The following is a 19,376-nucleotide window of genomic DNA, read 5'->3' as shown; positions in this document are numbered from 1 at the left end:
CGATAAGCCCACGAAGCCTAGTCCGAACCCAAGGATCCCGTTCCGGGACGAGCGTCGTCGGCAGCCGGGCATGCGCTCGGCGCCGATCTCGTCCCGCTGGTGGTCCGTCATCGGCGACAAAGGTCCTCTCGCTCTCAAGTCCCGGATAGTAGGTTCCAACAAGAGGGAGACAGAAGGTGTCGACATGGTAAGCGAGCGTGAGCCGACCAAGAGATCCTTGACCAGGGGCCTTGTGCCGCTTCTTCAGGGCGTTATCGGGTTCATCGCCGGGTGCTTCCTATGGACCCTGTCACTCCTCACCCTGCCGGTGATCGGGGGCCACTGGATGTTTAACGCAGTGGTGGTGGGGCCTGCGATTGCCGCCGCAGTTGCAGTATTGATTCACCTCAAGGCCAGGTCATTCGCCGTGTTCGGCTGGGCCGTATTTGCGGGCGCCACAATCTATGGACTCTCGTACACGTTCCTGGTGCTAGTTCACGTGTAGCGAAACGAATTCGGATACGCGTAGAACTCCTACGCGCGTGCCAGGGGGTCGGCATGGGCGCCGATCTCGTCCCGGGTGCCGGTTCCTGCAACGGGATACGGCTCTGGCCTAATCCGTCGCCCAAGGGTCCGAACGCGACCGGCCGCCACCGAGCGGTCCTCTCCGTTGCTTGAACACGAGTGGTGATTCGTCCACCGGTGGAGACTGAGGGTATGGCGAGTGTGTGGCGGGATTCGGACCTTCAATACGACGTGGCGGCTGGGCATTGGGTGCGCAACGCAATCGAGTCCGCCAGCAAGAACACGGTGGTATCGCTTGTGCCCGTCGGTTTCGAGGCCTACGGCCGTGTTCTAGAACCGGTGCAGTCGGTCGACGAAGGTGGGTACGAGCGTTGGCTTCGCTGGGCGGACGTCGCCCGCGCCACTGGCGCGATCGCGCACGCGTCGATGGAATTGGAGACGATGCTCGAATTCTCTCCTGAAGGGTACGTGCGGTCGACGCCCATCGTCCCGGAATCCCCGGTACCGCCGTGGCAGCCCCAGCAGTTGATAGCTCTGAGCGAGGTGCTCGCACAGCACACCACTACTCCCGAACACTGCTGGTTCGGGTTCTGGAAAGGCAACACCGCATTCGCCGGCATCCCCCTCGACGTTCCGAAGCTCACGGTCGAGGGCTTCCGGTACTACCTCCTGCGCGGGCCGGTCGCCCGGGCAGCGGACACGTTCCACGGGCTGGAAGCTCACTTGTGGCGGCCAGACGATCGAGCCTGGTACGTGGCAACACACTTCGACTTTCCATGCGCCTATCTCGGCGGCAGCACACGATGTATCGATGATGTGCTGAACACTGACTCGCTCGAAGCGTGGCCGGCGGCGACCCTGCAACAGATCACGGTTGATAGCGACCTTGTGAATACGGAACTTCTGCATAAGCGGGGACCGGGGCAACGTCCAGAGTAGGAGCGGAGGCCACGGATGGATTCCGCCGGCCGCTCCGGTAACCGATCCGCTTTCGGGATAGGCGCGGATGCCGGCGTCGAACGCTGATGGGACCCGGTCGCTGAGTCGGGCCTGCGCGCCGTCGGTGGCCCCGTTGGGGCTGGGGTCGCATCGTGACGATGTCTTCGGTGTCGCGCAGCGCGGCGGGGGAGTGTTCGGCAAGGTGCCGTACTCGTCGGCCAAGGCTGCGATCCTCGGCTTCACCAAATCGCTTGCGCGCAACTGGAAGACTCCGGCGTGACGATCAACGCTGTCACGCCGGGAGCGGTGGACACCAACATTCGTGTCGGTAGCACCGACGAGCAGGAATAAGCTATTGCACAGGGCATTCCGCTCGCACGCACCGCGACCACACGCGACGTGGCCTCTGTCATCACCTTCCTGTCTTCCGACGATGCTGCCTACCTGATCGGACGACCATCGACATCAACGGTGGAAGCCACATGCACTGACGACGTCCCAGCTGCGATGTCTCGTCGCTGGTTCGATGTCGCAGCGGGGCGGGGTGATGTGTCTGCGGATGTCAGGTGAGGTTCAACGTGTCCGCGATCGTGGTGAGGTAGTCGATGTGCGCTTCGACGGTGTTGAGGCCAAAGCCCATCGTCGCTACGGCGGCGTGGGTGCCGCCCGCTGCGCGCCAGGCCGCGATCTCGGTGCTGACGGCGTCGGCACCCTGGCTGAGCACGACGTATTCCGCGCCGAAATCCTCGACCGGCCGGCCCGCTGCATGCACGCGTTCGCGCAGCTCTTGCCAGGATTCAACAGCGGTGTCGATCCCGGTCGCTCCGAAGAATATGAAGCCGTCTGCGAGGCGGACGGCGCGTTCGAACGCTGCCTTTGTGGCGCCGCCGAGCCAGATCGGGATGGCCCGGCTCGGTTGGGGTGTGAGGGCGGCGCGATCGACTCGGTCGAAGCGGCCGGAGAACTCGACGACCGGTTCGGTGAACAGCTGGCGCAGCAGCTGGATCTGTTCTTCTTGCCTGGCTCCCCGGGTGCGGAAGGCCTGGCCGAGGGCTTCGTATTCGACGGGGCTCCAGCCGACACCGACACCGAGCCGCAACCGGCCGCCGGAGAGTAGATCGACGTCGGCGGCTTGCCGCGCCACCAGAGCGGTTTGGCGTTGCGGCAGGATCAGCACGCCGGTAGAGAAACCGATCCGCTCGGTGATTCCAGCCAGGAAGGCGAACATGACGAATGGGTCGTGAAACGGGTCGTGTTCGGTGTAGGGCCCTGTCAGGGGCGGTGTCCGGTCGGCGTGCACGGCCCCCAGGACGTGGTCGTAGGCGAGTAGGTAGTCGAAACCCAGATCCTCGACTGCTGTGCCGAATCGCCGCACAGCACGGGGGTCCCCGCCGAGCTCGATTTGCGGGTAGACCGCACCGATCCGCACGCGGTCGGTGTCCCTTCCGGTCGGGGGCACACTTCTATCTGCGGACATGTCGGTTCTCCATTCGTCGGGTCGCCTATCCAACGGGATCAGTGGTCGGTGGGTGGCCTGGGTCGGCGACCGCAGGGCTGGTTCCGGTCGCGCCCGGAGTCGCTGGGTGGGCCTGGCTGCTCGAAGCGGCATCACATCCACATCACCGCTGCTTCCAGTACACAACAGGAGCCTGAGTTCACACCAGTGCAGACCTCACCCAGGATCTGACGGACCCCCTCTGCAGCTCCCGGAGGATCGTCATCATCGCCGCGGCGCCACCCACGTGGATCGACCCCGCCGCCGGCCCCTCGCCGGCAGGGATCCGAAGCCGTCGAGACCTCACGACGTTGCGTTCGAACGTGAGGATGTGGCTAGCGAATAAGGATGGTCCGAAGAACAGACCGGTCAGCGATTCACCGTCAGTGGTGGTGATCATCCCGGTGCCATCGTCGCGGACCCGAGGTACATGAACTGGTGGCACTAGGTCCTCGGCCCGCAGGCGTTGCAGAAAGTTGCGCGCATGCTGGCTGGTGGATGCGGAGGTCCTCGTCGATCAGGTGCTCGAGACGGCAACCACCTTCGACACGGTTCCCGCGCTGGCGGCCGCGTTCCCGCTACGGGTCTTCCCCGACGCCGTCGGCATCCCCGAGGTGGGCCGGGAGAACCTGCTGTCCTACGGCGACCACCTGTTCAACGCGTTCGGGCCGGTCAACAGCCTCGTCGACAAGGGCGCCCGCGGGTGAGCGAGCTGTCCGGGTGGGTCGACGCCCAGTGCACCCGCGACGTGCTGAGCGACGACGGATTCGGGGCCCAGCTCTGCTGATCGCGGCGACATACCTACGGGGACGACCACACCTGATCTGAGGAAGCGGACATCTCGACGCCTACTGCGACTGCCACTTCGCCGTCCGTCATCGATCAACGAGAGCCGGTCCGTCGAGCGAGCGGCCGCCGACGTGGACAGAAAAGTCGGCTGCCGGGTGTGAAATCCCCGGTCAACCGCTCCAGAATATCTGTAGTGGTGACTGTAGACATTGAGGCGTCGCCGTTGTAGAGTTCCTCTCGTCGCAAGGAAAGAGTTCACGAGGTGCGGGAGAGAATGAACTGCCCGCAGAGAAGTAACGCAAGACCAGGATGTGCCGGTCAAGGGTTGATGTGAGTGTGTAAGGCCCCGGCATATCCGGCGGCTGCCGGGCGGGCCCGACAGCCGGAAGAAGTGCAGTGAACAAGGAAGTGAAACCCGCTCCGGCCCCCGGTGCCTCACGGCGCCGGGGGCCCTGTCCGTTGGAAAGGTGTCACCCCATTCCGGAAGATTCGCCCGACCGACGCGCGGCCGGGAAGCTCGACGACGAGGACTACCCGGCGTACAGCATGGGTCACGCCGCCGAGATCCTCGGCGTGACACAGGCATTCCTGCGCAGCCTCGACGCCGCGAAGCTGCTCACCCCCGGGCGCTCGGAGGGCGGCCACCGCCGCTACTCCCGGTACCAGCTGCGTCTCGCCGCCCGAGCCCGCGAACTGATCGACCAGGGCACCGCGCTCGATTCCGCGTGCCGCATCATCATCCTGGAAGACCAACTCGCCGAGGCCCGACGCATCAACGCTGAACTCCAGCACACCCCCCGCACCACGTCGGATCAGCCAGGCCCCGCATCCGGCTGACACGCCGCCGCCCCGAGGTTCATTCCGCGGAAGCCGCCCGATCCGCTCGGCGACCTCACCTCGGGCCTTTGCGGGAACGGGCTGTCCGGGGAGTGTGGTGGGGGGGGCGGTGAGGTGTCAGGCTGCGCTCGTCTCGTCGTTGTGTACCACGATTCGACAGGTTCGGCGGACTCGGCGGCTCAGAGCTTGTCGGCGAGCACGTCGAGGTAGCTGATTTCGGGCGGCGCAGCGAAGAGTTCGTCGGCGCGTTCGCCGAGGGCCTTGCCGACCGGCCCATTGAGATGTGTGTCGCGGGCGGCCTCGTCGGGGAATGCGTCGATGATGCCGAACGTCGAGGGGCCGAACCGTACCGCCAACCAGGGCTTCGTGCCGGGCTCCTGTTCGACGAGTGGCAGCGCCGATCGGAGGAATTCCTCGACCGCGCTTTCCTTGCCGGGTTTGGCTTCGAGTCGGACCAGCAGCGCCTTGGTGGCCATGTCGGGTCTCCTGTTCGAGGTGGTGGACATGGTCCAGCATCACACCATCGACCGGTGAAGGGAAGGAGCCCCCGAGCCCACCAATCAAGGAAACCGATCTCACCCCTAGTAATCGTGGAGCCGAAAGAGGAGACTCCATGGTGGATGGAATGCGACGCCTGGAATGCGCCCGCTGTTATCGGCTGTGACGCGAAACATGGTGGTGTGCCAACGTTTTGGTGTTGTTTTCAGTTCCGTGCGCTGTCGCGTCTGCCCCAGCGGCACGATTCATTCGGTCGCTCACATGTCATCGCCTGTGGCCGCCGGGCCGGGATCCACCGGGAAACGCAGCATCAGGGAGTCGAGATGAAAGCGCTTGTGTACGACGGGCCACGTGAGGTTCATGTGAAGGATATGCCCGATGCCAGGATTGAGCAGCCGACCGATGTGCTGGTAAAGATCACCAGCACCAATATTTGCGGGTCGGATCTGCACATGTACGAGGGCCGCACCGACCTCGAGCCCGGGATGGTCCTCGGTCACGAAAACCTGGGGATCGTCGCCGAGGTCGGCAACGCGGTGGTCAAGGTCTCACCCGGGGATCGGGTGTGCCTGCCGTTCAACATCGGCTGCGGTTTCTGCCGCAACTGCGAGGAAGGGTTGACCGCGTTCTGCCTGACGGTGCACCCGGATCCGAAGATGGCCGGCGCCGCATACGGGTTCGCCGGGATGGGCCCGTTCTGGGGCGGGCAGGCGGAATATCTGCGGGTGCCGTTCGGCGACTTCAATTGTCTGCGGTTGCCCGAGGATGCCCAGGACAAGGAAACCGACTACGTGATGCTCTCCGACATCTTTCCCACCGGCTGGCACTGCACCCGCCTCGCGGACATGCAGCCCGGCGATTCGATGGTGGTGTACGGGGCCGGGCCGGTCGGGTTGATGGCGGCGTACTCGGCGATGATCCAGGGCGCGAGCAAGGTGATGATCGTCGACCGGCATCCGGACCGGCTCAAGCTCGCCGAGCAGATCGGCGTCATTCCGATCGACGATTCGAAGGGCGACCCGGTCGAGCAGGTCCTGGAACAGACCCGCGGGCAGGGTGCCGACAAGGGTTGTGAGTGCGTCGGCTATCAGGCGCACGACCCGCAGGGTCACGAGGACGCCGCGATGACGATGAACCGGCTCGTCGACTCGGTGCGCTTCACCGGCCACATCGGGGTGGTCGGGATCTTCCTGCCCCAGGACCGCAACGGCCCCGACGAACTCGAACGCCACGGCAAGATCGCCTTCGACATGGGCAAATTCTGGTTCAAGGGGCAGAAGGTCGGAACCGGGCAGGCCAACGTCAAGCACTACAACCGGCAGCTGCGCGACCTGATCCACCAGGGCCGTGCCAAGCCGTCCTGGATCGTCTCCCACGAACTGCCACTGGCCGAGGCCGAGTCCGGTTACCAGCATTTCGATGCCCGCGACGACGGATGGACCAAGGTCGTACTGCATCCGTGAGGCCCGTCTGCTCATGCGGGTGCTGCCGAGGCTGCCTTCGGACTGCCGGTTTTCCCTCGGCGGGCGTCCCGAATGCCGAACCCGCACCGGCGTGTCTCGAAAGCCGGCCGCTGACCGGAACTCGCCGACCTCTCTGCATAACCGCCAGCTCGGCATGAGACCCGTCCGGTGATGATTTTGCTTTCGGTCGTCAATCGCACCCCGAACGATCTGGAGCGGGCGTTCGCGGCCGCCGGTACAGGTCGGAACGGGCGCCATTGAGCAGAAGCGGGGATGGATCGTCAGGGTTCCCCCGCTTCGGGTCGGTGTGAGCTGCGTCAGCTCAGTGGGTTCATGCTTATCGGCCGTCATCGTCCGCTCGGCAGACTTACCACGTCTGGCCCGGTCCATGCGGGCCTTGGGATGGCTGCCCGTGCCAGCTACCGACTCGACCGGGTGTCTGGCCTGGTCGAGGTCGGCGCGCATACGGGTAGCCGTCCCATGGCCGGGACTTCGTGACCTGCATCCGAAAGTCTGCTCAGCTGTGACGAGCCCGCTCTTCGTAGGCCTGCCTGGCAGTGATGTCGACGTCTTCCAGAAACACTCTGTCCGTGTGGAGCGCACGGGTGAGCGCTTCGCTGATCCGACGAGGGAAGAACTTCTGACTCGCGGCGAGGGCACCGACGAGCTTGGTCACCCGCACCTTCGGTTTGGGGCGTTCGATCAATGCCACGATGGCGCGCGCAATGTCCTCCGGCTCGGCGTTCTTGAGTCCAGGGAGTCCCTTGGTGCCGGCAGTCAGCTCGGTGTTGACGAAAGACGGGAGCACCGCGGAAAACTCGATTCCCGTTCCGCGGTGCTCCACCCGGGCCGCGTCCGTGAAGCCGACGACCGCATATTTGCTTGCGCAGTAGGTGGCCAGCCCTGGTGTGTAGATTTCGCCTGCGAGTGAGGCGATATTGACCACGTGCCCACGGCCGCGCGGCAGCATTCGCCGAACAGCCAGTTTGGAACCGGTGATCACCCCGAGGACATTGATATCGAGGATCCGGCGGGTGACCGCATCGGGCTCGTCCGCGATTCGGCCGGCGGGCATGATGCCGGCGTTGTTTACGAGCACGTCGATAGGTCCGAGCGTTGCTTCCACGTCGTCGAGGAAGGCCCCGAACGATTCGGCATCCGTCACGTCGAGCTTCCGGTAGCTGACCAGGCCGAGTTCGGTCGCGGACTCCTTCAGCTTGACGTCGTCGATGTCCCCGATCGCCACCTTCGCGCCGAGCCTGGTCAGGGCCGTGGCGGTCGCGAACCCGATTCCGCGGGCACCGCCGGTGATCGCGATGACGCGACCGTGCAGAGATTGTGTCATTTTCCTTCTGTCCTTCTGTCGTCGTTACAGGGAGTTCGAGCGGCTTGTCACGGACAGGCGGCGGCGCGGGTCGCGCGCGACGAGGGCCCGCAGCACCCGGCCGACGAGACGACCGCGGCCGGGCGCGTACGGATACCAGAGCAACTCCCGCTTCACTGCGGGTCCGCGCGGCACCGTGATCGCCTGCTGCCGGGTGTACTTCCGAACTCCATACTCACCACCGAATCGCGCGCCGAGACCAGACTGCTTCCATCCCCCGTGCGGTAACCCCAGCGCGAACAGGTTGGAGAAGGCGTCGTTGATGTTCACCGCGCCGGCTTCGAGCCGGCGCGCGATCGCCTCGCCGCGGGCCCGATCTCCGCACCACACCGTCGCGGACAGGCCGTACTCGGAATCGTTGGCCAGGCGCGCGGCTTCGTCGGCGTCGGCGACCTTCACCACCGGGATCGTGGGCCCGAACGTCTCCTCCCGGATACAGGCCATCGAATGGTTCACGTCGACGAGGACCGTCGGCTCGAAGAAGGTGCCAGCGCTCCCGGCCTTGCCGCCGGTCAGCGCCGTGGCGCCGCCGTCCACAGCGTCGTCGACGTGTCGGGCAACGAGGTCACGCTGGGCCTGTGTAGCCATCGCACCGACATCGATCCGATACCCGTCGCCGTCGTCACCCTGTCGGAGCGAGCCGACGAGTGCCACCAGTCGCGCGACGAATTCGTCGTACACGGGCGCCTCGACGTAAACGCGTTCGATCGACACGCACACCTGTCCGGCGTTGAACAGTCCGCCCCAAGCGATTCCGGCTGCCGCGCGGTCCAGGTCCGCATCCGCCAGCACGATGGCCGGATCTTTGCCGCCGAGTTCGAGACTGCACGGCACCAGCCGCTCTGCGGCCCGCACGGCGATCGCTCGACCGGTCGGGGTGGAGCCGGTGAACTGCACGAAGTCCACCGAATCCACTACCGCTGCACCTGTGTCGCCGCGGCCAGTGAGTACCGAGAAGACCGGGGGTGCACCGATTTCCGACCATCCCCGAGCTAGTTCGACGGCTGACAACGGCGTTACCTCAGACGGCTTGAGCAGCACCGCCGCACCAGCGAGCAGCGCCGGTATGATGTCCATCGCCGGCATCGCGAGCGGGAAGTTCCACGGGGTGATCACACCGACCACCGGGTAGGGGCGGACGGTCTTGATCAGTCGCTTTGTCATCGACAGCGGCCCGTGCGGTTTCACCCGCTCGTCGGCGAGAAACTTGCCGGCGTTGTCCGCGAAGTAGTTGATCAGGTCGCACGCGAGCGCAGGCTCGATGGCTGCTTCGGCGCGTGGCTTCCCGGTCTCGGACCGCAGCACGTCGATGAGGTGGCGCTCATTGTCGAGAAGCCAGTCCCGCAGCTTCCGCAGCCACATGGCCCTTCCTTTCGGCCCCAGCGCTTCCCACTCGGGTTGGTGGGCGCGCAGTCGACGGACGGCATCGGTCACTGCCTCGGAACTCTCGTCCGGTACACGCGCGACCAGGCGGCCGTCGGCGGGGCAGTGCACGTCGATGTCGTCGCACCTCGTGTGCGCCTTGCTTCCGGATCTCATGTGAACCCCGCCTCCTATGATGCACGACACTTCCTATTAGAATTGCACAACCGAACCGCACGTTTCTTAGCGAAATCAGCCAATTGGGCCCTCGTCATTTGTGCTCCGGGTCCAATTAGAAGGAGGTATCGACGTGTCCGCTGACGACATGGTGCTTGCCTGGCTCCGGGAGTTCGCTGCGGAGGCGCTGGTGCCCGGAACCCTGGATGGTCTCGTCGCGAGGTTCGACGCCGTGATAGTGGCCGAGGTTCCCGAGGTTTCCGCGGACCGAGAGTTGCGACGGGACCTCGAAGCCAGCACCCGTGACCAAGGGCGCGCACTGCTGGTCTGGCTCACCGGAGAGTCCGCGGAGGTGGACCTCCCACCCGCCGCACATGGTCTCGCGCGCACAATCGCCCGACGGGGCCTGCATCTGAGGGTATTGATGCAGATCTACCGGGTCGGCCAGAAAGCTCTGCTGAGATTCGCCGCGGAAACAGCAAGTGAGCGCATCACCGACCCGGTATTGGAACCGAAAGTCCTGATTCGGCTACTGGAGCGGGCGAATCACTGGCTCAACGTCTCATTGGAGGTACTCGCGGATACCTACAGTGAGGAACGAGAGCGGGGATTGAGCGGCGCGTTCGCCCGGCAGGCAGAAACGGTGCAGGCGATCATCCGAGGCGAGATCGCCGATACCGTGGCAGCCTCGAATCGTTTGAATTACCCCTTGCTCGTGCATAACACCGCACTTGTGCTGTGGCTCGAGGACACACAGTCGAATCAGGCCGAGGACGAGATCGGCGTTCTGGACTCCGCCGCCCGTACGGTTGCGGCCAAGATCGGGGCTCGGCAAATGCTTACTGTGCCGTCCGGATCGCGAGGGCTCTGGGCATGGCTGGCGGCGGAAGTCGAGCCGGATCTCACCGCATTGGACATCGGTCCGGGCATCCCGGCCGGGATCCGGATCGCGATTGGTAACCCGGGCAAGGGAATTCAGGGATTTCGGCAAAGTCACATTGAAGCTATTGCTGCTCAACGCATCTCGGAATCTCGACCGGCCGAGACTCAGCTCATTTGCTATGCGGACGTCGAAATTGTCCACCTGCTCGACGGCCATCCCGACGCGGCGAGGGCGCTGGTTTCCCGTGAACTGCGCGGCCTTGACGGTACCGATGCAGCCTCCGCAATGCTGCGTCGCACGCTGCGCGGCTATCTGACCGTGAACCGCAGTCCGGACGCGGCTGCTCGGGCGCTCGGCGTGCATAAGAACACCGTGCGTTACCGCATCCAGCGCGCCGAGGAGTTGCTCGGCTGCCCCGTCGGACCGAACAGGCTGAAGCTGGAACTCGCGCTCGAATACGCCGACACCTACGGTCCGGTCGTTCTGAAGGAGTGAAAAGGCGCCTCCGTCGGCGAGTGCGCCCCAAGCACTGGCCCTACACACTGATCGATGCCGCACAGTGCAAGTGTTGGGTAGCCGCGTGTACAGCATTTCGTCGCAGCGTCAGGACCTTGACTTTCCTGTGCATCGAGGCGTCTGCCTCGATGGGTAAAGCCGGATTGCACAATCTGCCGTTCGCTCTGGCCGACGAACTGCCCCCATGGCATCAATGTGGGTACCGTCACCCATCGGTGGCGTAGTCCAGTCGGGAACCTTCTTCGATCCGGATCTGACGACGATCTCGAACAACGCGTCCGTGTCCCGTGGCCAACATTACGAGCCCAAGCACCGCGCCCCTCATCGGTGTGCGGTGGAGGTGAATTGATATGTTGCCGCATCGACGATCTCGCCGGGCGTGATGGAGATCTCGTCGTTCAACCACGCGGTGACCAGCTCGGCCAAGCCGCCCACAAACAGCAGTCCGTTGATTTCACCTTGATGTGGTGACCACGCTCGGTCTCCGTATATGCGCGTGGCTTCGTCCGCCACCATCTGAGCGAAGCCCCGCAGTGCTGCGCGTCGGTGGGTGCGCAGAGGTTCGGACGCGGCGGATTCGATCATCGCAACACGTCCCTTGCGTGGATCTTCGGTGAGGATGGTGACGAACGATGCGATGGCATTTCGTACGCGTTGTTCGATCGTCCCGGTGCTCGCTCGAAGCGCATCCAGTCCGGCCTGACGGACCTCGTCGGCGATGCCGTCCAGGACATTCTGCAGGAGTTCGTCTCTGCTGGTGAAACTTTCGTAGAAGTATCGCTCCGTCAACTTGGCGTGCGCGCAGATGGCGGTCATGGTGGCGCCGCCCTTACCTGTGGCTGCAAACACGTCCAATCCCGCCTCGAGCAGACTGTCGCGGCGCAGTGCTGCACGTTGGTCGCCGCTCAGGCCAGCGTATCGACGGGGCGTAGGGGGAGTCATGGATCGATATTGACAGACGTGATCTCGATGGCGCAGACTACGCTCATCTGACAGGACGCGCTGTCAGATGAGACGGGAGTTGAGGTTCGTCATGTCCAAGATCCTGGCCGTTCCACCCGCACAGTCGCAGTTGCAACCGGTCTCGGGGCGATCGGGGCTGCCCGGCGTCGGGCACGTACTCGAATACATCCGAGATCCACTCGCATTGATGCAAAAGCATTGGGACCGTTACGGCGAGGTCTCCTGGTTCTCGATGGTCGGTCGGCGTTGGGTCGCAGTCCTCGGACCCGACGCATGCCAGGAAGTGCTGCAGAACAAAGATCGGGCATTCGTCAACGGTGACGGCTGGTCGGTGCTGATCGGCCCCTTCTTTCACGGTGGCCTCATGCTTCTCGATTCGGAAGAACATCTACGACACCGTCGAATCATGCAGCAAGCCTTCACCCGATCGCGCCTCGAGAATACCGTCGACGTTCTCAACCCGGCGATCGATTCGGCGCTCGACGCCTGGACTCCCACCAATGGATTCCGCGCCTACACGGCGCTCAAGGCGCTCACTCTCGATCTCGCCACCGACATTTTCATGGGTGGCGCGGAAGGGTCTACCGAGAGCGAGATTTCCTCGGTGAAAAAGGCTTTCGTCGATTGCGTGCAGGCGGCAACCTCGGTGGTCCGCTATCCGGTCCCGGGGACCAGGTGGAAGCGAGGACTAGACGGACGCCGAGTCCTGGAAGACTTCTTCCGGCAATACCTACCGGCGCGTCGATCACACGAAACGGACGACCTGTTCTCCGTGCTCTGTCACATCGAATCCGAAGCAGGGCAACGCTTCAGCGACGACGAGGTGGTCGATCATATGATCTTCCTCCTGATGGCCGCGCACGACACCTCCACGATCACCATCTCCACGATGATGCAGTATCTGGGTCAACACCCGCAGTGGCAGGACAGATGCCGGGCGGAGTCGCTCGCGTTGGGGACCCCGGCGCCGAGTTATGCCGATCTCGACGGACTGGACAGCCTCGATCTGGTCATGAAGGAATGCCTCCGGATCGTCTCTCCGGTGCCGGTCATGGCGCGCCGAGCGGTTCGCGACACCCAGGTGCAAGGGCACTTCGTGCCTGCGGGAACCTACGCGGCGGTGGTGCCACATTTCACCCACCACATGCCGCAGTACTGGCCCGAACCCGAGCGTTTCGATCCCGAACGCTTCGCGGAGCATCGACGTGAAGACAAGGTGCACCGATATGCCTGGGAGCCCTTCGGTGGTGGCGTGCACAAATGCCTCGGAATGCACTTCGCCGGCGCCGAGATCAAAGCAATCATGCATCACCTCCTCCTGCGCTTCGACTGGCACGTCGACGCCGACTACGTCGCCCCACTCAACTTCACGTCCTTGCCGTTCCCCTCAGACGGACAACCTGTCGACCTGCGTTTGCTCGCTACTTCTTGAGGCGAACTGGGGTGGTCTGCCGGACCCTTTAGCTTTAGCTAAGCTAGGAGTCCGAGCCCTTGTGTTGGCACTGTGGAGGAATCCCCACCTCAGCCCGTTTTTCGCCGGAAACTGTCGGTGCGCCCACAAAGCCTGCGGCGGGGCCATCGACGAGGGAAACGAGCCGCTGATCGGGGCGGTATCAACTTCTACCTGGCCATTGGCGCGGGCGGTGTCGCGCATTCGACGTGTGTGAGGGAGGCGGCGCAGGTCAGGTGACGGGGAGCCCGACCAGGCCGGCGGTGAGGCCGAGGAGGGCGCAGACCCCGAGGGTGCGCAGCACGGACCAGTTCAGCCGGTAGATCATCACCCCGGCGAGGACGGCGATGACCGCGACGACCGGGCGGATCGTGCTCAGGTCGGGCACCAGCAGGTGGATCGGCCCCCAGTGCAGCAGGGAGGCGTCGGCGAAGAGGGTGTGGACGGCGAAGTACAGGGCCAGGTTCGCGATCACTCCGACCACCGATGCGGTGATGCCGTTCAGCGCGGAGGTCAGGTGGGTGTTGTTGCGGAGCCGCTCGACGTAGGGGGCGCCGAGGAAGATGAACACGAAGCACGGCACGAACGTCACCCACGTGGTCAGCAGCGCGCCGATGGTCGCGGCGACCCAGGGGTCGAGGTCGCCGGGGTTGCGGTAGGCGCCGAGGAACGCGACGAACTGCACCACCATGATCAGCGGCCCGGGGGTGGTCTCGGCCAGCCCGAGACCGCGGACCATCTCGCCGGGGGTGAGCCAGCCGTAGGTCTCCACCGCCTTCTGGGCAACGTAGGCCAGGACGGCGTAGGCGCCACCGAAAGTGACCAAAGCGGTGCCGGAGAAGAACATCCCCTGTTCGGTGAACACACTGTGCCGGCCGGTGAACACCACCACAGCCACCATCGGAACGGCCCACGCGATCACACCGACACCGAGCACGAGGACCGCCCGGCGCAGGCTGGGGGCGTCGGCGTGCAGAGCGTCGTCGGCGATCAGCGGCGGCGTCTCGTCAGTGTCCTTCTCGGTTGTGCCGCTGTTGTCGGCGCCCTGCGTGCGGCGGCCGATGAGCCAGCCGGCAAACCCGGCCACCGCGATGACGATCGGGAACGGCACCGCGAACAGCGCCAACGCGAAAAATGCGCAGACCGCGATCACCACGTGCGCGGGCCGGGTCAACGCCCGCTTCGAGACCCGGGTGACGGCCTGCACGACCACGGCGAGGACGGCGGGGGCGATGCCGGCGAAGATGGCCAGCACGATAGTGGTGGCCCCGAACGCGACGTAGATCGCGGCCAGTCCGAGCATCGCGATCATCCCGGGCAGCACGAACAACACCCCGGCGATCAGACCGCCGATCGTGCCGTTGAGCAGCCACCCGGTGTAGATGGCGAGCTGCTGGGCTTCCGGGCCGGGCAGCAGCATGCAGTAGTTCAGGGCGTGCAGGAACCGTTTCTGCCCGATCCACCGCTTCTCGTCGACGAGGGTGCGTTGCATGACCGCGATCTGCCCGGCCGGACCACCGAAAGTCTGCAGGGAGATCAGAAACCACGCCCAGCTCGCCTGCCGCAGCGGGATCAAGTCGCGGCGTCGGGAAGTGGGGGCCGGTGTGGCGCGGGTGGTGGGTTCGTTACTGCTCACGTCGGTCTCCGAAACATGAAAGTCAGGGCGGGGCAGGATGGTCGGGTCGCATCGGGGTCAGGACGGTTCGCGGCCGGACAGGACACGTTGGCGATGGAATTCGTAGAGCCCGTCGAAGATGCGGGTCGCCACCACCAGGGTCTGATCGTCGGTGCCGGTCAACGACAGCCCGCGCAGCACCGAGTCCAGGCCGGGGGCTTCGGGGGCGTCGAACTTTCCGTCGTCGATGTCGGCCTCGTGCACGATTTCGGCGAGTACCCACAGCACCGGGTCGGTGAGTTCGTAGCGGCGCAGGATCGTCTCGAAACTGCAATCACCGTGGTGGTGCGAGAGTTCGACGCCGCGCATGTCGAACGCGGTCGCATCGTCCGGGACGTCCGCCGGATCGGTCACCCACAGGAATTTGGCGTCCGGGTCGATATTGCGGCGGATCAACCACGCGCAGGCGGCGCGGTCGATGTGGATCCCGGCGCGGGTCGCCCACCTCATTGCGGCACCTGCGTTTCCGCGGGCCGGGCGGTCGCCAGCCCCTTTAACGCGGCCTCCGCGCCGTCCCGCTGGGCGGTCGGGAAGAAGGTGCGTTTGTCGATCTCCCGCATCCGGCGGCGCAGCTGGGTGAGTTTCTTGGTCCATCCGTCGGGGTCGGGCAGTGAGCGTGCCGCTTCGGCGGCGTCGGTGATCTCGTCGTATTCGGCGGCCCGATCGGCCGAGAGCTTCGCCCGCATCCGGTCCTGTTGGTTCTGGGTGGTGGGGGCGGCGGTCCACACCTCCGCCTGCCCGTGCGCCTCGACGATCTCCTCGGCGACCCAGTCGAACTGCTCGCGGGTGCGGGCCGAGGCGGGCAGCACCACCACGCCGTCGGCGAGCTGGAACACCCCGTACTTGCGGAGCTTGCGCCACACCGCGATCCGCGGCGTCGACGGCTCGCGGGGGATGCGATACGCCAGCATCACCCACTCGTCGGGTCGCTCGTCCGGTGCCGGTTCAGGTTCCACAACCGTGATGTAACCACGGTTTCACTGCGATGTCTATCCGTGGGTTCGCGGGCCGGTGGGGCGACTTGGGCGCGCACCTGGACACTGGACTGTAACCGTGGTTACCGTGAAAGTGGCCGTCGTGTTCGAGGCCGTCGACGACGAAGAGGCGGCCACCCACGTCACGCCCGGAACCTGACCAGTCAGGAAGCAGACAGGAGCTGGGATGGGCACCCGTACCGGTGACCGGCGCAGACCGAGACCAGCCTGGCTGCTGCCCGCACTCGTTATGGCGTCGATCCTGGTCGGCGCGTGCTCGTCCCGGTCGACACCACCCGAGAGTGGCCCGCTGCCATTGCGCCCGGTCGCGGAGATCGCCCTTCCCGGCGACAATTCACGCTTCGACTACGGCAGTCTCGACTCCGAGCGGGGACTGCTGTTCATTGCACACCTCGGCGCCAGCGAGGTCATCGAAGTCGACGTCCACACCCAGCAGGTCGTCCGAACGATCCTGAACCTGCCGCAGGCACACGGCGTCCTCGTCGTCCCCGAGCTGCGCCGGGTCTACGTCACCGCCACCGGCGACAATCGACTGGTCCTCCTCGACGAAGACACTGCCGCCGTGCTCGGACAGGCCCCCACCGGTGACTACCCGGACGGGATCGCCTACGACCCGAAACGCGGTGCGGTGTGGACTACCAACGAATCCGGCGGCACCGAGACCGTCATCGACGCCGCCACCGCACACGTGCGCGGCACAGTCGACCTCGGCGGCGACGTCGGCAACGTCGCCTACGACCCGGTCGCCGACCAGATGCTCGTCGCGGTCCAAGGCACGGGCGATCTCGCCGCCATCGACCCCGAAACCCTTACCGTCATCCGCAGGCTTCCGACACCTGGATGCCGCGGCGGCCACGGCCTCGCCCTCGACCCACCGGCACGGCTCGCGTTCGTTGCCTGCGAGGACAATGCCACCCTGCTCACCGTCGACCTGGCGACCTGGAAGACCGCCGGTGCCGCCGGGGTCGGCAGACAACCAGATGTGCTCGCCTACGACCAAGGGGCGCACCGCCTTTACGTTGCCGCCGAGAGCGGCACCGTCAGCGTGTTCGACCAGGAGGGCGGACACCTTACCGAGGTCGGGTCCGGTCACCTCGCCGATGGCGCGCACGTCGTGGTGGTCGACCCCACCACCCACCACACCTTCTACCCGATCCCGTCCGGGGACCACGGGCGTCCCGCACTCCTCGAACGCGCACCAACCACCTGACCGGCTAGCGCCCCTGAGGGTTCGACGGGATGCGGGCGGGAATCTATCGACGCTCGGCGGGCCAAGGCGCGGAGGAAAAGCCGGAAGCTGTGCGGGCAGGGCACCGCGGCGGCGGCGAGCGCCACCACGACCACGCACATCACGACGGTGAGGGCGAGTTCGTTGTCCGCGAGGAGTTGCTGCATGGGAGGAGTGTGCGGTTCCGGCGCCGGTCAGAGCGAATCGACGAGCACGAGCACCGACAACGGGATCGCGGGCACGCACAACCCGGCGCGGATCGAGCGGCACCGGGCCGCCAACGGGCGACAACGTGTGCGATGGAACGCCGGGATCGCCACACCGGCGAGTACGGCGGCGACGACCAGCACCTGCAGCGTGAGGTCAGGACCACCGCCACACAGCCGGCTGCGGCCGCCGTGAGCCCCCACGGCGGCCGCAGGTCATGGGCTTGCAGGACGGATCCGTTGTCCATCGCGCACCTCCATCGCACCTCGAGTCTAGAACCGTGAACGACTGCCTCCACGGCCATCGCATGTCATTGGGTCAGGCGGTGATAGATCTGCTCGTTCGTGGTTCTCATACTGTGCTCGCGGGCGGCTGGGCGGTCATTCTCCGGTGATACCGACGCAGCCTCGAGCGATTCAGGTGCTACTCACCTGTGAAGGAACCCGGACGCTTCTCCATGAACGCGCTGACGGCCTCCCGGTGGTCGGCGGTGTGATGGGACAGCGCTTGCATGGCAGCGGACAACTCGAGCAAACTATCGAGACTCAGATGCTGGGATTCACGCAAAAGCTTCTTTGCCATCCGCACCGAGTTCGGCGGATTGACCGCTACGCGCTCCGCCAGCCCGCGCGCCTCGTCGAGCAGCTGCTCCGGGGCGACGACCCGGGAGACCAGCCCCCATTCCAGTGCAGTCGCCGCGTCGACGCGGTCCCCGGTCAACGTCATCTCGGCAGCGCGGGCCGCGCCGATCGCGCGTGGCAGCAACCACGCTCCACCGTCCCCGGGGATAATGCCCAGCTTGACGAAGCTTTCGGCGAAGAAGGCCGTGTCGGAGGCGATCCGCATGTCACACATGAGCGCGAGATCGCAGCCGGCGCCCACTGCGGGTCCGTTCACCGCCGCAATCAGGGGGACGTCGCAGTTGTACATCGCCCGAGGAATACGTTGAATTCCCTTCCGATAGCCCTCGCGCTGCTGGTGAGGCTTGCCTCCGAAGAGCCCGCGGCCTTCCGCCATGTCCTTCACGTTACCGCCGGCCGAGAACGCGGAACCGGCGCCCGTCACGATGACTGCTCTGGTCTCATGGCTGGCATTGACAGCGGCCACGCACGCAACGAGCGCGTCGATCACGTCCTCGCCGGAGATCGGGTTGCGTTCTTCGGGCAGATTGATTGTCCAGGTCTCGATAACACCGTCGTGCTGGACGAGAACGGGATCATCCATGAAAGTTGCTCCTTGTGTGAGGGTCAATCAGTCACGATGACTGACTTGTAGTTGTCGGTCCCGACTTCGGCTGCAGTCCGCAGATTGTTCAGTATCGGCACGGCCGAGATCTCGGAATCAAGGACGGCAACGCCGACTACGCCGTTTCCGCAACATTTGATGGCATCGACGAGTTTCTCGACGTGGTGCCCTCCGCTCAGCAGGTGAGCGGAGGGCACCACTCCAGTTGATCGGGGGCGCCGACGTTCAGTGAGAACCGAGGGTGGGTTCCGGCCTCTCGCGCGACCGAGGTGGCCGAACGAGAAGTCGGAGTCGCTCGCCGAAAGTCGGTCAGGCCGGCTTCGAGGCTCGTTCGGTCAGAGTCTCACCGCCGATGGCCCAATCGTCCTTCGACACTTCTTCGATCGTCACCCAGACACTTGCCGGTTTCGCTCCTGTCGCGTCCACGTATGCAGCGGTCAGCTTTTTCAATAGCTCACGCTTCGCTTCGGCGGATTGGCCGGGGGTCTGGGTCACATGCAACAGCGGCATAGCGTGCTCCTTGAGGGTTTTTGTTGGGGAAAGGCACTCGACAAACCACTTCGCTAATCGAGATCAGTTGATCGGCGGGAACCGTGCCACGGCCAAGGGTAACAGCCTTGAGTATCGATTAAAAAGGTTGGGGTGCAACGAATATGATGATACAAGGTTGGTGCGTTGTGTCACTTAGCTTGTAGTCAAGTAAGTTTCAGATAGCCGTTCTTCATTGTGGATAAGATCATCTGTGAAATAACCGCGTTGATGACGC

Annotated in this window: 17 protein-coding genes and 2 pseudogenes; 8 read left to right on the top strand and 11 right to left on the bottom strand. The window is 64.9% G+C overall.

The window, feature by feature from the left end; translation table 11 throughout:
* The first annotated feature begins 696 nt into the window (after window positions 1-696).
* Both PSR88_RS15815 and PSR88_RS15810 read left to right on the top strand, forming a co-directional pair.
* Entirely contained in the window at window positions 697-1,443 is a 747-nt protein-coding gene (locus PSR88_RS15815) for a hypothetical protein (protein ID WP_237724048.1), read from the top strand.
* Between the two features lie 64 nt (window positions 1,444-1,507).
* Window positions 1,508-1,934, top strand: a pseudogene (locus PSR88_RS15810) (SDR family oxidoreductase); the annotation flags it as partial.
* 71 nt (window positions 1,935-2,005) lie between these two features.
* Here the strand turns inward: PSR88_RS15810 and PSR88_RS15805 are convergent.
* Window positions 2,006-2,920 carry an LLM class F420-dependent oxidoreductase gene (locus tag PSR88_RS15805; protein WP_342338255.1) on the bottom strand — a complete coding sequence of 305 codons (915 nt, stop codon included), beginning with the start codon at window positions 2,918-2,920 and terminating at the stop codon, window positions 2,006-2,008.
* A gap of 466 nt (window positions 2,921-3,386) precedes the next feature.
* On the opposite strand from PSR88_RS15805, the pseudogene PSR88_RS15800 reads away from it, so the two are divergent.
* Window positions 3,387-3,719, top strand: a pseudogene (locus tag PSR88_RS15800) (cytochrome P450); the annotation flags it as partial.
* 404 nt (window positions 3,720-4,123) lie between these two features.
* Window positions 4,124-4,564: a MerR family transcriptional regulator gene (locus tag PSR88_RS15795; protein WP_157180104.1), complete on the top strand. Its 441-nt coding sequence runs from the start codon at window positions 4,124-4,126 to the stop codon at window positions 4,562-4,564.
* A gap of 179 nt (window positions 4,565-4,743) precedes the next feature.
* Here the strand turns inward: PSR88_RS15795 and PSR88_RS15790 are convergent, their stop codons facing one another.
* Window positions 4,744-5,040 carry a putative quinol monooxygenase gene (locus PSR88_RS15790; RefSeq protein ID WP_009480791.1) on the bottom strand — a complete coding sequence of 99 codons (297 nt, stop codon included), beginning with the start codon at window positions 5,038-5,040 and terminating at the stop codon, window positions 4,744-4,746.
* A gap of 393 nt (window positions 5,041-5,433) precedes the next feature.
* Between PSR88_RS15790 and PSR88_RS15785 the strand changes: the two genes are divergently transcribed.
* A complete protein-coding gene (locus tag PSR88_RS15785) occupies window positions 5,434-6,525 on the top strand; it encodes a glutathione-independent formaldehyde dehydrogenase (protein WP_237726894.1) in 1,092 nt (363 codons plus the stop codon).
* A 517-nt stretch (window positions 6,526-7,042) separates the two neighbouring features.
* Here the strand turns inward: PSR88_RS15785 and PSR88_RS15780 are convergent.
* Window positions 7,043-7,870, bottom strand: a complete 828-nt coding sequence (locus PSR88_RS15780) for an SDR family oxidoreductase (protein WP_016882103.1) — start codon at window positions 7,868-7,870, stop codon at window positions 7,043-7,045.
* A gap of 24 nt (window positions 7,871-7,894) precedes the next feature.
* Window positions 7,895-9,448, bottom strand: a complete 1,554-nt coding sequence (locus tag PSR88_RS15775; RefSeq protein ID WP_016882105.1) for an aldehyde dehydrogenase family protein — start codon at window positions 9,446-9,448, stop codon at window positions 7,895-7,897.
* Between the two features lie 133 nt (window positions 9,449-9,581).
* Between PSR88_RS15775 and PSR88_RS15770 the strand changes: the two genes are divergently transcribed.
* Window positions 9,582-10,826 (top strand): PucR family transcriptional regulator, encoded by a 1,245-nt coding sequence (locus PSR88_RS15770; protein ID WP_016882106.1) that lies wholly within the window; start codon window positions 9,582-9,584, stop codon window positions 10,824-10,826.
* Window positions 10,827-11,168: 342 nt separating this feature from the next.
* Here the strand turns inward: PSR88_RS15770 and PSR88_RS15765 are convergent, their stop codons facing one another.
* Window positions 11,169-11,789, bottom strand: coding sequence for a TetR/AcrR family transcriptional regulator (locus tag PSR88_RS15765; RefSeq protein WP_016882107.1), 621 nt, complete (start codon window positions 11,787-11,789; stop codon window positions 11,169-11,171).
* A gap of 91 nt (window positions 11,790-11,880) precedes the next feature.
* On the opposite strand from PSR88_RS15765, the gene PSR88_RS15760 reads away from it, so the two are divergent.
* A complete protein-coding gene (locus tag PSR88_RS15760; protein ID WP_081437439.1) occupies window positions 11,881-13,242 on the top strand; it encodes a cytochrome P450 in 1,362 nt (453 codons plus the stop codon).
* 250 nt (window positions 13,243-13,492) lie between these two features.
* Here the strand turns inward: PSR88_RS15760 and chrA are convergent, their stop codons facing one another.
* From chrA to PSR88_RS15745, 3 genes are read right to left on the bottom strand one after another with little or no spacing between them, the layout of a single operon-like run.
* Entirely contained in the window at window positions 13,493-14,896 is a 1,404-nt protein-coding gene (gene chrA / locus PSR88_RS15755; RefSeq protein WP_011595739.1) for a chromate efflux transporter, read from the bottom strand.
* Between the two features lie 57 nt (window positions 14,897-14,953).
* Window positions 14,954-15,385, bottom strand: a complete 432-nt coding sequence (locus PSR88_RS15750; protein ID WP_011595738.1) for a chromate resistance protein ChrB domain-containing protein — start codon at window positions 15,383-15,385, stop codon at window positions 14,954-14,956.
* Window positions 15,382-15,891, bottom strand: a complete 510-nt coding sequence (locus PSR88_RS15745) for a Chromate resistance protein ChrB (protein ID WP_016882108.1) — start codon at window positions 15,889-15,891, stop codon at window positions 15,382-15,384. Before PSR88_RS15745 ends, PSR88_RS15750 begins: the two co-directional genes overlap by 4 nt.
* 205 nt (window positions 15,892-16,096) lie before the next feature.
* Between PSR88_RS15745 and PSR88_RS15740 the strand changes: the two genes are divergently transcribed.
* Window positions 16,097-17,140, top strand: a complete 1,044-nt coding sequence (locus PSR88_RS15740) for a YncE family protein (protein ID WP_029539020.1) — start codon at window positions 16,097-16,099, stop codon at window positions 17,138-17,140.
* 212 nt (window positions 17,141-17,352) lie between these two features.
* On the opposite strand, the gene PSR88_RS15735 is transcribed toward PSR88_RS15740, so the two are convergent.
* The 3 genes from PSR88_RS15735 to PSR88_RS15725 form a co-directional block, all read right to left on the bottom strand.
* Complete coding sequence (locus tag PSR88_RS15735) at window positions 17,353-17,568, bottom strand: hypothetical protein (protein ID WP_016882110.1); 216 nt, start codon at window positions 17,566-17,568, stop codon at window positions 17,353-17,355.
* A 220-nt stretch (window positions 17,569-17,788) separates the two neighbouring features.
* Window positions 17,789-18,589 (bottom strand): crotonase/enoyl-CoA hydratase family protein, encoded by an 801-nt coding sequence (locus tag PSR88_RS15730; protein WP_016882111.1) that lies wholly within the window; start codon window positions 18,587-18,589, stop codon window positions 17,789-17,791.
* 330 nt (window positions 18,590-18,919) lie between these two features.
* Window positions 18,920-19,120, bottom strand: a complete 201-nt coding sequence (locus tag PSR88_RS15725) for a tautomerase family protein (RefSeq protein ID WP_005264727.1) — start codon at window positions 19,118-19,120, stop codon at window positions 18,920-18,922.
* Between the last annotated feature and the right edge of the window lie 256 nt (window positions 19,121-19,376).

This window comes from Rhodococcus sp. DK176 (genome assembly GCF_038447315.2).
In the GTDB taxonomy this organism is placed as follows: Bacteria; Actinomycetota; Actinomycetes; order Mycobacteriales; family Mycobacteriaceae; genus Rhodococcus_F; species Rhodococcus_F jostii_A.
The sequence above is the reverse complement of the archived record's forward strand: the minus strand, read 5'-3'. Positions and strand labels throughout refer to the sequence as shown.